The organism is Enterococcus sp. (assembly GCF_032555305.1).
Lineage (GTDB): Bacteria > Bacillota > Bacilli > Lactobacillales > Enterococcaceae > Enterococcus_A.
The window spans coordinates 35863-49105 of the sequence record NZ_JAWGOQ010000008.1 but is presented as its reverse complement, the minus strand read 5'-3'; the positions used below and the strand labels follow the sequence as shown (position 1 = coordinate 49105).

At 43.3% G+C, this 13243-nt stretch carries 9 protein-coding genes; 6 read left to right on the top strand and 3 right to left on the bottom strand.

What is annotated here, in order from left to right; all coding sequences use genetic code 11:
* Positions 1–21: 21 nt before the first annotated feature.
* Positions 22–900 (top strand): YitT family protein, encoded by an 879-nt coding sequence (locus tag E6139_RS07870; RefSeq protein ID WP_316402601.1) that lies wholly within the window; start codon positions 22–24, stop codon positions 898–900.
* Between the two features lie 298 nt (positions 901–1198).
* A complete protein-coding gene (locus E6139_RS07865) occupies positions 1199–3079 on the top strand; it encodes an acyltransferase family protein (RefSeq protein ID WP_316402506.1) in 1881 nt (626 codons plus the stop codon).
* Positions 3080–3110: 31 nt separating this feature from the next.
* On the opposite strand, the gene E6139_RS07860 is transcribed toward E6139_RS07865, so the two are convergent.
* Positions 3111–3386 carry a GIY-YIG nuclease family protein gene (locus E6139_RS07860; protein ID WP_316402505.1) on the bottom strand — a complete coding sequence of 92 codons (276 nt, stop codon included), beginning with the start codon at positions 3384–3386 and terminating at the stop codon, positions 3111–3113.
* On the bottom strand, positions 3376–4110 hold the full coding sequence (locus E6139_RS07855) for a tRNA1(Val) (adenine(37)-N6)-methyltransferase (RefSeq protein WP_316402504.1): 735 nt from the start codon (positions 4108–4110) through the stop codon (positions 3376–3378). Before E6139_RS07855 ends, E6139_RS07860 begins: the two co-directional genes overlap by 11 nt.
* A gap of 76 nt (positions 4111–4186) precedes the next feature.
* On the opposite strand from E6139_RS07855, the gene E6139_RS07850 reads away from it, so the two are divergent.
* The 4 genes from E6139_RS07850 to E6139_RS07835 all read left to right on the top strand — a co-directional run bounded on the left by E6139_RS07850 (position 4187) and on the right by E6139_RS07835 (position 12436).
* Entirely contained in the window at positions 4187–4816 is a 630-nt protein-coding gene (locus E6139_RS07850; RefSeq protein ID WP_316402503.1) for a 1-acyl-sn-glycerol-3-phosphate acyltransferase, read from the top strand.
* A gap of 184 nt (positions 4817–5000) precedes the next feature.
* Positions 5001–6134 carry an exonuclease SbcCD subunit D gene (locus E6139_RS07845; protein ID WP_316402502.1) on the top strand — a complete coding sequence of 378 codons (1134 nt, stop codon included), beginning with the start codon at positions 5001–5003 and terminating at the stop codon, positions 6132–6134.
* The gene (locus E6139_RS07840; protein WP_316402501.1) at positions 6134–9256 is read left to right on the top strand and encodes an SMC family ATPase; all 3123 of its coding nucleotides are present in this window, start codon (positions 6134–6136) and stop codon (positions 9254–9256) included. Before E6139_RS07845 ends, E6139_RS07840 begins: the two co-directional genes overlap by 1 nt.
* A complete protein-coding gene (locus E6139_RS07835; RefSeq protein WP_316402500.1) occupies positions 9257–12436 on the top strand; it encodes an SNF2 helicase associated domain-containing protein in 3180 nt (1059 codons plus the stop codon).
* Between the two features lie 58 nt (positions 12437–12494).
* On the opposite strand, the gene E6139_RS07830 is transcribed toward E6139_RS07835, so the two are convergent.
* Positions 12495–13214 (bottom strand): HAD family hydrolase, encoded by a 720-nt coding sequence (locus tag E6139_RS07830; protein WP_316402499.1) that lies wholly within the window; start codon positions 13212–13214, stop codon positions 12495–12497.
* Positions 13215–13243: the final 29 nt, after the last annotated feature.

Below are 13243 nucleotides of genomic sequence, written 5' to 3'. Positions count from 1 at the left end.
AAATGAGGCGGACCTTACATGATGAAAAAGAAGATAGAGGAGTGGCCCCATCACGATTATGCCACCCGATTATCTGTCGCAGTTGTTTATGCATTTTTAGCGGCGATTGCCGTAAACTTTTTTTACCAGCCAGGACACATCTATTCCAGTGGAGCAACCGGCTTTGCACAAATCTTAACGACTTTGTCCCATCGGGTGCTTGGTTTTACCGTACCGGTCTCGATCACTCTATTTTTGATCAATGTGCCATTATTTTTCCTGGCGTGGTTCAAAATTGGTCATAAGTTTACTATTTTCACCTTTATTACCGTTTTCTTGACATCATTCTTCATTCATATTATTCCCCAAACGGCATTGACGAAGGATCCCATTATCTGTGCGATCTTCGGCGGAGCGATTATGGGTGTCGGCATCGGGTTTGCGTTAAAAAATGGCTTGTCATCTGGCGGTTTAGATATTCTGAGCATCGTGATTCGTAAACGAACAGGCTCTTCGGTCGGATCGATCTCGATCATTTTTAATGTGATGATTATGCTAATGGCCGGAATTTTATTCAGCTGGCAGTATATGTTCTATTCTGCTTTGGCGATCTTTATGAGTGGAAAAATGACTGATGCACTCTACACGAAACAGCGGAAGATGCAGGTCATGATCGTTACTAAATGTCCTGAAAGAGTGGTGAACGCGATTCAGGATCAGATGCGCCGGGGAATTACCATTATTAATGAAGCGGAAGGTGCCTATAAGCACGATAAACAGACGGTACTTTTCACCGTGGTTACACGCTTTGAATTGCCTGTATTGGAATCAATCATGCGGGAAAATGATCCCGATGCATTCGTAAGTATTTCAGAAAACGTCCGAATCATGGGACGCTTTTACGAAGAATCAATGGACTAAAAGTGCCAGTTCTACTTCTTGCTTTAGCAAGACTAGTAGAATGGTATTCATGCGAAGATAAATTTTTTTCGTGGGTTTCTAAAAAGGAATCATCGAACCTGAGCTAGCTGACAGCTCAGGTTCTCGTTGTTTCCGGGACAGACTTGAATTGGTCAAATCAGACATTCTCATTTAAATTTATCAAGTTAAAAACTCAAATATTTAGGAAATGCTTTTTTTATTGAGAAAATGTTGCAGTTTGTCAGAATTATACGTATAGTTAATTTGATATTCTATAGTAAAGTTGGAAAGTAAAATTATGGGAAAAAGACTAAAGCATAGCCGCTATATTACAGGGTTTGACGGGCTTCGATCCTTGGCGGTAATCGGTGTAATTCTATATCATTTGATGCCTGCTCAAATGCGCGGCGGATATTTAGGGGTTCCTGTTTTTTTTGTGGTCTCAGGTTATCTGATCACAGATTTGCTATTGCAGGAATGGAAGCAGACAGGACGTATTGACATTAAGCAGTTTTATTATCGCCGGATGAAACGTCTGTATCCAGCGTTAGTTACGATGCTGGTAGGAGCTTCAGCGTACATAACACTGTTTCAACGAAATCTTTTAAATAATTTACGAGGCAATGTCATCAGCAGTTTGTTCTATGTGAACAATTGGTGGCAGATCAATCATGGGATGTCGTATTTTGATCGATTTTCTGGTGAGTCGCCCTTCACACATATTTGGTCGTTAGCCGTTGAAACGCAAAACTACATTCTCTGGCCGATCGTTTTTGTTCTATTAATGAAATTGGTGAAGAATAAGGGTAAGGTTTTTCTGAGTATTATTGGAGCTGCTTTTGTCTCGGCGATCTTAATGGCTGTTTGGTTTGTGCCAGGACAAGATCCTACTCGTGTTTATTATGGAACAGACACGCGTTTGTTCTCGATCCTATTAGGGGGAGGGTTGGCCTTCATTTGGCCAAGTACCCGATTAAAACCAAAGATACCGCCGCAGGCTAAGCGCATTTTGAATGGAATCGGCTTGGGCTCGTTATTGTTGTTAGTTTTAGCATTCCTATTCATGCGTGATGATCTATCGTTCGTTTATTATGGCGGAATGTTTTTAGTAAGCCTATTGTGTGTCTTACTAGTGGCCATCACAGCGCATCCGGGGGCGAGCTGGAATCGCTGGCTGACGAATCCGGTCTTTACTTGGATCGGCAAACGCAGCTACGGCATTTATTTATATCAATTTCCGGTAATGATTTTTTACGAGGCAAAAGTAAATGTTGCGAATCATACATTTCTCCATACGATCATGGAAGTGATTTTGATTCTTTTCGTTACAGAGCTTTCTTATCGTTATATTGAAAAACCGTTGCGCACGTTTAATTACCGCAAAACGTTCTCATCTTTAAGACAGTCGTTCTGGGCACCAATCAAAAGCCGCAGAAAAATCGGTTTTATCTTTTCAAGTTTGATTACTGTTATCGCGGTAGTCGGTGTGATCATTGCACCGACGAATAAGGTCGATGCGAATCAACAAGCATTGCAGAAGCAGATTGAGCAAAATAAACAAGCCGCAAATAAAACCGAGGTTAAAACGACGCCAAGTGATTCCAGCGGAACAGATGAAACGGCGGGATCGGCAGAAAGCTCCGAAGCACCAACGAGCTTAGCGGACAAATATGACTTAAGTAATCGTGAAGTGACGAAGGCTAAAAAGCTAAAAGTAACAGCTTTTGGCGATTCGGTCTTATTGGCTGGTTCAAAAGGATTGACGGAAATCTTCCCTAATATGGTCGTTGACGGAGAAGTCGGTCGGCAGTTAAAAGATAGTCCACCGCTGCTTCAAGCTTTAAAGGATAAAGGTGAATTGAATGATACGATTCTACTGAGTCTGGGTACGAACGGGGCGTTTGGCAAGGATGATTTTGCGCAGATTATGAATGTTCTGGGGGATAAGCATCAGGTATTTATTATCAATACCCACGTACCAACACGTCGTTGGCAAAATGATGTGAATGCGAACTTGGAGGCTGCTGCGAAGGAATACAAAAATGTCCACCTGATCGACTGGTACAATTTTAGTAAGGATCACCCAGATTGGTTCTATGACGATCAGGTTCATCCGAACGATGTTGGATCGATCCATTATTGTCATTTAATCACGAAGGAAATATTAAAGGGCGAATAGCCTGAAGGACGAAAAAACGTTTTGTGAGAGATCACAAAACGTTTTTTGCTTGGTTGTCCCGCAGGTACTTTTCTTTTTGCCTGCGAGGTAATTTTTTAAAAGCAGATTCGGCCTTAGTAGCCTCACTGCGGGTCTCAAAGCGTTCGGCGTGGATCATTTGCACTGGACGGCGACTTTGTGGATGGGTATATTTCGCACCCGTTCCGGCGTTATGTTCCGTCAGTCGTCGAGGCAAATCTGTCGTATATCCGCCGTAAAAAGAGTGGTCGTTACAAAGTAAAACATAGAAAAATTGATCAGTTGCCATAAAGCATCTCCTGTAAGTCGGCAGAGTAGCTGCCCGATTGGTCATAAGTATATAATGGTGGAAGAAAACGCAGGCCTTCGCTTTTACCGTCCTTGATTCCTTCAATCAGCAGCGTATTTGCTTCCTTGCCCGGTTTTGGATAAACGAACTGGATTCGTTTTGGCGCGATTCGATGAGCACGCAAACAATCCACGATCTCCAAAAAACGATCGGGACGGTGGACCATTGCGAAACGGCCGTTCATTTTTAATAGTTTTGCTGAAACATTGACCACATCCTCAAGAGTCGCATGAATCTCATGGCGGGCAATCGCCAGATGAGGATTGGGATTTTTAATGCTAGTCGGTAGCTCCTTAAAATAAGGCGGGTTGCAGACAACTAAGTCAGCAGAATCAGGATTGAAAATATCAAAAGTATTTTTCAAATCTAGTTCATGCATTGTTAGCTGCTCTTCTAAGTGATTCAAAAGAATGCTGCGCTGGCCCATATCGGCTAAGCGAGGCTGGAGTTCGATCTGATCAATGGCAGCCGACGTTTTTCGACTGAGAAAAAGTCCGATTGCACCATTTCCGGCACAGAGGTCGATAATTTTGCCGCGTTTCGGCACTCGAGCAAAATTGGCTAAAAGAACTGCATCAATGGAAAAAGAGAACACTTCCGAGCTCTGAATGATTTGAATGTCTTCAGCGTAAAGCTGATCGATTCGTTCGCCTTTTCTTAACAATTTCTTGTGCCCCCTTAAAAAAATCATACCGTTGTATTATACTACGTTTAGTTAGTTTACTGAAAGGAAAGAAAAAATGTTTTTTAAATTTATCCGTGTCATCGCACGAACGATCTTAGCGGTCGTCAACGGTAATGCTCAATATCAAAATCAAGACAAATTACCAGAGGGGAATTACATCCTAGTCGCTCCACACCGGACATGGTGGGATCCAGTTTACATGGCCTTAGGAGCATCGCCAAAACAATTCAGCTTTTTGGCAAAAGCAGAGTTGTTCAAGAATCCAATATTGCGTTTTATCCTCGTTCATTTGAATGCTTTTCCAGTGGACCGTGATAAGCCCGGTCCAAGTGTAGTGAAACGTCCAGTCAGATTATTGAAGGAATCAGATAAAAGCTTGATCATGTTTCCCAGCGGAACGCGGCATTCATCAGAATTAAAGGGTGGGATGGCCTTGATCTCTCGTTTGTCGAAAAAGCCAATCGTCCCTTGTGTTTATCAAGGACCAACGAAATTTTCCCAATTATTCAAGCGGACACCAGTAATCACTCGCTTTGGTGATCCTATTGATATTTCTGATATCAAAAAAATGGACAAAGCCGGATTAGCCGAAGTCGAACGCCGTGTGCAAGGAGCATTCGATCAGCTAGACCGTGAGATCAATCCAAACTTTAAGTATGTTGCCAAAGAAAAAAAGGTGGATTAAATTCAGCCAATTTAAAATAGGTCCCGAGCTCTAATAGTGAGCTCGGGACCTTTTTTCACTACGATCCCCTTTACAAGGCTGAAAATCCGGAACCTTCTGAAGTGACATCCACTTGCTAAGCAGAAAAAAATGGCGAATCGTGTTATACTTTTGGGAAGGACTTAATTAGGAAAAGGGTGGATCAATGAAAGTTTTACATACTGCTGACTGGCATATTGGCAAGAAGCTGCATGGCTATGACTTGTTGCCAGATCAAGCATACATTCTTGATCAAATACTAAAAATCGCTAAAGAAGAAGCTGTGGACGCTATTGTCATCGCCGGTGATCTGTACGATCGCTCAGTGCCTTCTGAAGATAGTGTGCGGTTATTAAATCAAACGATCGCTGATTGGAATTTGACCGAACATTTTCCATTGTTGGCTATTTCTGGTAATCATGACAGTGCCACACGATTAGCGACAGGGGCGCCATGGTTCAATCAAGCGAATTTTCATTTGCATACGCGTTTGGAGGAGGCGTTTACTCCTGTAGAAATGGGGAATACTCAATTTTATCTATTGCCCTATTTTGAACCAGTCGATGCACGGATTTATTTTGAAGATTCGGACTTACGGACGATCCAAGCGGCGATGCCGAAAGTAATCGAAAAAATGCAGGAAAGCTTTGATCCAACGAAGAAGCATATCTTAGTGAGTCATTTTTTTGTCGCCGGAAGCAGCAAGACAGATTCGGAAACCAAGATCGAAGTTGGCGGACTTGATGGTATCAATGGCAGCTTATTAGAAGATTTTGATTATGTAGCATTGGGCCATCTACATGGAAAAGATGCGTTGAAAATGGTGAACGCTCGATACAGCGGTTCGCCGCTAAAATATTCTTTATCGGAAAAGGATCAAACAAAAGGCGTTTGGATCGTGGATACATCAACGGCTGAGTTTTCCTTCCGCGTGCTGGCTCCGCTTCATGAGATTCAGGAGCTGCAGGCTAGTTTCACGGAATTACTGGATCCAAAGTTTTATACTGAGATCAATCGTGAAGACTATCTATCGATCTTATTAGAGGATCGTGCGGTGATTCCTAACCTGATGAATCAATTGCGCCAAGTCTATCCGCGGATCATTCAAGTTGAACGGGCTAACGGCTTTGAGACTTCTGTCGAAACTCGCTTAAAATCAGAAAACATTAAAGAAAAATCACCCATTGCTTTAACCGAGGACTTCTTTATCGAGGTTTCGCAAAATGAATTGACCACCAAGCAGAAAAAGTGGATTGAAGAAGGCTTGCACATGATCCTAAAAAAAGGAGGCGCTGAGTAATGCTTCCAAAGAAAATAATCATGGATAATTTTGGTCCATTTCTTCATGAGGAAGTGGACTTTGAAGAAATGTCTGAGGCACCGTTATTCCTGATCAGCGGGAAAACCGGTGCGGGGAAAACAACGATTTTTGATGCAATCACCTTTGCCTTGTATGGCGATGCATCAGGAGGCGTACGCTCCTCCAACGAGATTCGCTCATCTTTTGCCGAACCCACCGAAGAAACGCGCGTTCAGTTTATCTTTGAACATCAGGGGCGAAGCTATTCCATCGAACGGTGGCCGAAACAGACATTGGCCAAGAAAAACGGCAAGGGCGAGACGACAAAAAATCAGAAGGTCCAATTGAGTATTTTTGATGATGCTGGTCAAGAAGCGGAAGCTTATACGAAGGTGGATGCTGTCAATGAAGTGATTTATCAGATTCTGCATCTGCAAAAGGATCAGTTCCGCCAGATCGTGATGCTGCCGCAGGGAGAGTTTCGAACCTTTCTGAATGCCAATAGCACGGAAAAGGAAACCGTGCTGCGCAGCTTATTTGGAACCAACTTTTATCGGAATTTTACGGATGATTTGAAATTGCAAAAGATCGAGCTGGAAAAATCGGTCAGTGAATTAACCACCCGAATCGACCAGCTATTTCAACAAGTGACCGCTGAAAAGGGGGCAACCTATGAGGAATCACTGAATCTTGCCCGCGAATATTTAGTAGCAGAAGAAAACGAGCTTAAAAAAAGTCAGACCGAACTATTAGAAAAGCAAACCAAGCAAAAAGTACTTCAGCAGCAATTGCAAAAAGCACAAGATTTAGCTGAAAGTTTCCATCAAGCACGGGAAACAAACCAGCAGCTCCAGCAATTGGTAGAACGTCAGCCGGAGCAGGAGGAAAAGAAGCAGCAATTAGCAAAAGCAAAAGAAATCGAAAAAATACGTCCAGCTTATGAACGAACACAAGAACTAGAAGCGCAGCAGCTTCAACAGACGCGTGAAGCAAATGAAAATCAACAGCGTTCAGAGGAGCTGGAGCGGCAATACTCAGACTGTCAAAAGCAAGCCGCTGAGTTTGAACAGCAAAGCACTGCTTGGCAGGCAAAAGAAAAAGAGCTTCAAAACCTAGAGACTCTTTTGCCATTAGTAAAACAAAAAGAACAACTAGTGAAGCAAAAAGCGGAATTAACAAAGAAACAAACGGATCAGCAGACGCAATTATCACAGATTATCGAGCAAGTAAAAGCGCATGAAAAAGAACAAAAAGCGCTAGAAACGAAACTAAGCACTGAAGAGACCTGGCAAAATCGTCGCTATGAAGAATTACAATTGCAACAACAAGTGGTGCAATTGGAGGATTCAGCGAAGAAAATATTTGATCAGCAGGAAGAGGAAGAAGAACAGCAGATCAAATTGGCGCAACTGGTGGAAAAATCCAGCCGCACAAGCAATCAATTAACAAGCGAGACAGCGGACTATAAAAAACTGAAAAGTCAGTGGGCTTCCGCTGAAATTGCACGCTTGAGTATGGATTTGCTGCCGGGAGAACCTTGTCCAGTCTGTGGTTCAAAGGAACATCCGAATCCCGCTCAGCACAGCGAGCTGTCAACAGATAACTTGGGGCAATTGCAGGTGGCGCTTGAGACGCAAGAAGCGCGCATCAAGCAATTAGAATTGATTCGCGATCAAGCGGATGCTCAGTATGATGTTGCGATAAAAACCTTTGATAAATTGCAGGAAGAACGAGAAGCGGCACAAGCAGCGCAAGCACAGCGGATCAACGATCTTCAAGCCGTTATTAATGACTATTATCAGACAGAGATCGAAGCAGAATTATCGGAGCTTTCCGAGTTTCTCAAAGAACGTCAAAAAGAGACCGCCGATGCATTGGCTGAGCTCGCAGAAGCGAAGCAAGATCTACAAGTGATTACAGCAACGATTGCAAATGATCAAGCGAAAAGAATTGAAATCGAGGCTGCGGTAAATGCTATAAAAGGTGAAATACAACTATTAGACGGTCGCTTAGCTGGTGTGGAGGAACAAACGGCAGATTGGCAGCTGCCGACACTAGAAGTACAGATTGCCGAACTAACGGATGCACTCAAAGACTATCGTGAACGCCTGCAAGCACATCAAGCGGCTATGAAGGAACTAGAGCAGCAGCGAATTCGTTTACAGGAAAATCAAAAACTGTTGACTAAACAGCAGCTTGAAACTGCAGAAAACGTGAAGAAGTTTCAAACGCTGCTGGACAAACAATTGGTTGAAGCAGATTTGCTCATTGAACAATTAACAGAAACGCCGATTGATCTATCATTGTTAGAGCAAGAGATTACTGATTTTGATCAACAACTTCTAGTCCTCAAGGATCGTCAAAAACGATTAGCAGAGACAATCAAGGATCAAGCAGAGCCAGAGCTGGAGCAACTACAGAATCAGACAGCAGAATGCGAAGCTGAAGTAGCTGAATTTCAACAACTGCATTACGCCAAAGAAAACCAGCTGAAGCAGCAACGTGAACTGATTGAAAAAATCGAAGCCTTGCAGGAGCAAAGCAAAGAACAGCTGGATGAATTAAGCCAAATGCTCCAGCTGTACCAAACGCTAAATGGTGATAATCCACAAAAAATTAGTTTGGAACGCTACGTGTTGCAATGGTACTTGGCAGAGGTTCTGCAAAGCGCCAATCAGCAGTTGAATCAATTAACAAAAGGGCGATATCGCTTTGAATTGAAGCAGGAAACAGGTCGTTCGAAAGGCAATACTGGATTAGAGATCAATGTCTATGATGACAACGCCGGAGCAACACGCAGTTCCCATACCTTATCTGGTGGTGAAAGCTTTATCGCTGCTCTATCTTTGGCATTGGGCTTGGCGGAAGTGATCCAGAATCAAGCGGGCGGTGTCGCGATCGAAGCCTTGTTTATCGATGAGGGCTTCGGCTCATTAGATGAGGAAGCGCTGGAGATGGCGATGGAAGCACTAGAAGGCATTGAGAATGCGGGGCGGATGATTGGCATTATTAGTCACGTACGAGAATTGAAAGAACGGATCCCACAACAAATCATTGTGGAAACTAGCGGGACGGGACGTAGCAGTATTCGTTACCAGCTAGAAGGATGGAGTGAAACGTAAATGAGATGGAGTATTCCAGAAAAAGTGATCGAACGCGGCAGAACCTATTTGAAAGAGGGGCGGGTCTTATCCGTTGAGGCAGATCCCGCTCGACGTGTTTGGCATGGTGAAGTATTAGGTAGCGAACTTTATCTGGTTGATTTAGATGGCAGTGGAAAAGAAAATGATATTTGTGCTTGTCCTTATTGGGAAGAGCATGGTTACTGCAAGCACACCGTGGCAGTTGAATTGTACTTGCGAGAAAAAGGGTTATCCCGGGTAATCAAACCTGAGACTGTTTTACCGAAGAAAATGGAAAGCAGCGTTTCTTTTGCCGACCTATTGAACCAAGGCTTCTCCCGCTTGGAAAAAGAAGCAGAGCCGCTGCAATCGTTATTCGTAGAATTTGTGGTGGAGGCAATTCCGACGAATCCCTATCATCCTGAACTGGATGTATTGGCAGTATCGTTGCGCATCGGCAGCAACCTGAACAAACGCAGCTACATCGTAAAAAACTTGTACGACTTTTTACATGCGTATCAGACGGATTCAGCCTATACCGTCAATAAGCAATACAAGTTCCAGATCGAAGCCGGAGCCTTTGATCCAAAATGCCGTGATTTGATCGAAGATTTAGTTGGTGTTAGCGAGACCTATCAGTTATTAGGAAAAGCTGGGCTGCAAGTCAAAGGGAAATTGGACAAACGTTATCTCCTGTTGCCAGTTCATCGGATTCAAGAGCTATTAGAGGCGATGGAGAAAACCGAAAATTTAAGTATCAAACTGGGCGATAAAACCTATTCGGAAGTCCATGAAGGTCAGGAATTACCGTTGTCCTTCAATTTGGAAAAACGTGGGGAGAACGACTTTGGTCTGACGATCGAGGATGGCTTTACTAACTATTACAGTAATTATTTCCTAGGCTTCGTTGAAAATTCCTACTATTTATTGACTCACGAGCAGCAAGACACATATATCACGCTGAAGCAATTGATGAAGCGTCTGAAAGAACCGGTCATTGCTTATGAACAGCGCCAACTTTCACAATTATTTACCGATGTTTTCCCTTATCTACGGAAAATCGGACGAGTGATTGTTTCGGATGATGTGACAGAAATTATGAAGGAAGAACCGTTACGGGCAGTGGTGATTTTCCGCAAAATCAAGGGAATGGTCAAAGCTGAAGCAGAATTTCATTATGGCAGCGCCTATTTTTCCACGAATGAAGCCCATCAGCCGAAGCTGCCGAACAATGTCGAGATTCTCCGAGATCGAAAAAAAGAAAAACGCATCTTGGATCTATTTGACACCTATCGCTATCAAAAAATTGAGACCGGCTTTGAAAAGAAGCTGCCAGTCAAAGATAATCTTTACTACTTTTTCAAAGTTGAAGTGGAAGAGTTCAGGAGATATGCGGAAGTTCGAATGGGGAAGAAACTGCGTCAGCTATTCTTAGATGGCGAAGAATTCCAGCCAACGATCGAAGTTGATCAAGCAGGTTCATGGCTCGATATCAAATTTGATGTTACTGGAATCAATGATAATGAGATTGACCAAGTTCTAAACAGTCTGTTGCGGAAGGATCGTTTCTACACACTGGACAATGGCGAGGTGCTTTCTTTTGATTCGGAAGCTTTCCAACAAACCAGTGAAATGATCGGTCAATTACGGGAGCGCATCAGCGCGAAAGATGGCTTGATCAGATTGCCGAAGAGTCAAGGGATTATGCTGGAGCAACGCCTAAAGGATAATCCACAGGCACAATTCAGCGAAAGCTTTACCGCGATGGTACAGGATTTGACACATCCTGACGATTATCAAGTACCGATGCCGGATAATCTGCAAGCAACACTGCGTCCGTATCAGGAAGCAGGCTTCCGTTGGTTGAAAATGTTAAGCGATTATGGCTTTGGTGGGATTTTAGCCGATGAAATGGGCCTTGGTAAAACGATTCAGGTCATCACCTTCTTATTAGCTGAAAAAGCGCAACAGCCGATCAAAGCACTGATCGTGACACCTGCAAGTTTAGTCTATAACTGGCAGGCGGAAATAAAAAAATTCGCACCAAGCCTGAACTCAGCAGTCGTTTCAGGTAATCGCAGCGAACGTGAGCAGCTGCTTGCGGATGCGGACGAGATCGTCATCACTTCTTACGCTAGTTTGCGTCAAGATATTGATTTGCATGAGGAACTGGGCTATCAATACATGATCCTAGATGAAGCACAAATGGTGAAGAATGCTTCGACCAAAACATCTAGCGCCTTACGGAATTTGACCATACCGCATCGCTTTGCCTTAAGTGGTACACCGATCGAGAATAATCTGGAGGAACTATGGTCATTATTCCAGACAGTTATGCCGGGCTTCTTCCCGCCGATTGGACGTTTCCGTCAGATGGCTGTCCCAGAGATCGCCAAGATGATCCAACCGTTTGTTTTACGTCGTGACAAGGATACCGTCTTGCAGGAATTACCGGAGCGGATCGAATCGAATGTCCTAAGCAGTTTGACGGAGGAACAAAAGACCGTTTATCTAGCTTACCTAAAACGGATGAAGCAAGAAGTCGATCAAATGGACTCTGCGACCTTCCGAAAACAACGCGTAAGCATCTTGGCTGGTCTAACTCGTTTGCGTCAAATCTGTGACGACCCTCGTTTATTTATGGAAGGGTACGAAGGCGGTTCTGGCAAGCTGGATCAAGTCAAGGACCTGATTCAAGCAGCGAAGGAAAATGGTCGTCGGGTCTTACTATTCTCACAATTTACCAGCATGCTTTCTATCATTGAAGAAGAGTTTGCGGAAGAGGGGATTACCAGCTTTTATTTGCGAGGCAGCACGAAGGTTTCAGATCGGCTGAAAATGGTGGATGCCTTCAACGCTGGCGAAAAGGATGTGTTCCTGATCTCATTGAAGGCCGGAGGAACTGGATTGAACCTGACCGGTGCTGATACAGTCATTCTCTATGATCTTTGGTGGAATCCTGCAGTAGAAGAACAGGCTGCTGGACGTGCCCACCGAATTGGACAGAAGAAGGTTGTTGAAGTATGGCGGATGATTGCTGAAGGAACTATTGAGGAACGAATGAATCAGCTGCAGCAGGAAAAACGCGAGCTGTTCCAAAAAGTCATCCAAGGCAATGAAGAACAAACCAATAAGCTTACCGAAGAAGATATTCGCATGATCTTGAGTTTGGGTGAGTAAGATCAAATAAAAACAGGTTCTCAGCTCAAAATGAACTGGGAGCGTGTTTTTTAAGGAATTAATTCTGCAAACTATTTTTGATAGTAAGAGCCTCATTTAGTTCTTTGAAACTAGTGATTTCCTTGTCATAAATCGCTGTTTGTCCTGCTGGAATTTGTCGATTTTGATGATTGAACCACCAAACTGACCAGCCAGCCGTTTTAGCACCGATGACATCATTGTCGAAGCTGTCGCCGATGTACAAAAGTGAGTCTGGGGCTATGTCCAATCGTTTTTCCATCAGATGAAATATTTCCGGATCAGGCTTTTGAATTTCAACAGCATCAGAAATGATAATATTTTTTGAAGCGATAAAACGAGTTAATTGTAAAGCATCAAGCTTATCTTGCTGACGCCCAACAGGCCCATTGGTAATTATTCCTAATGGAACTTTTTGCTGTTTCAAGAAGTTCAGTGAAGCAACGATTTCCGAAGGCAAAGAAATCGTCTGCAGCGCACGATCATAAGCTGCTTGAAAGGAATCTAGCTCAGGATCGTCTGGAAGAAAATCAAAGTCTTGCAATGCCAAGCGAATTCGTTCATAACGCATCTTTTCCAAGGTCCATTCTCCGGTGATCGACTTCATGTAATGCAGATCACTATAATGACGAAAACGAATAAATAATGCATTCATCTTACTTTTTGGAAAGGTTGGAAATAGTTCGCTGATTGCTGAAGCAAAGGGTGCTTGTTGTTCATATAAGGTATCATCTAAATCAAATACGATTCCTTGAATCATTTACTCACTCCTAAATTTTGAATATACAT

Excerpts from the sequence above, each read along its gene's own strand:
- E6139_RS07870 (WP_316402601.1), top strand. The coding sequence starts at position 22 with ATGAAAAAGAAGATAGAGGAGTGGCCCCATCACGATTATGCCACCCGA.
- E6139_RS07830 (WP_316402499.1), bottom strand. The coding sequence starts at position 13,214 with ATGATTCAAGGAATCGTATTTGATTTAGATGATACCTTATATGAACAA.
- E6139_RS07860 (WP_316402505.1), bottom strand. The coding sequence starts at position 3,386 with ATGGCAACTGATCAATTTTTCTATGTTTTACTTTGTAACGACCACTCT.
- E6139_RS07835 (WP_316402500.1), top strand. The coding sequence starts at position 9,257 with ATGAGATGGAGTATTCCAGAAAAAGTGATCGAACGCGGCAGAACCTAT.
- E6139_RS07845 (WP_316402502.1), top strand. The coding sequence starts at position 5,001 with ATGAAAGTTTTACATACTGCTGACTGGCATATTGGCAAGAAGCTGCAT.
- E6139_RS07850 (WP_316402503.1), top strand. The coding sequence starts at position 4,187 with ATGTTTTTTAAATTTATCCGTGTCATCGCACGAACGATCTTAGCGGTC.
- E6139_RS07840 (WP_316402501.1), top strand. The coding sequence starts at position 6,134 with ATGCTTCCAAAGAAAATAATCATGGATAATTTTGGTCCATTTCTTCAT.
- E6139_RS07865 (WP_316402506.1), top strand. The coding sequence starts at position 1,199 with ATGGGAAAAAGACTAAAGCATAGCCGCTATATTACAGGGTTTGACGGG.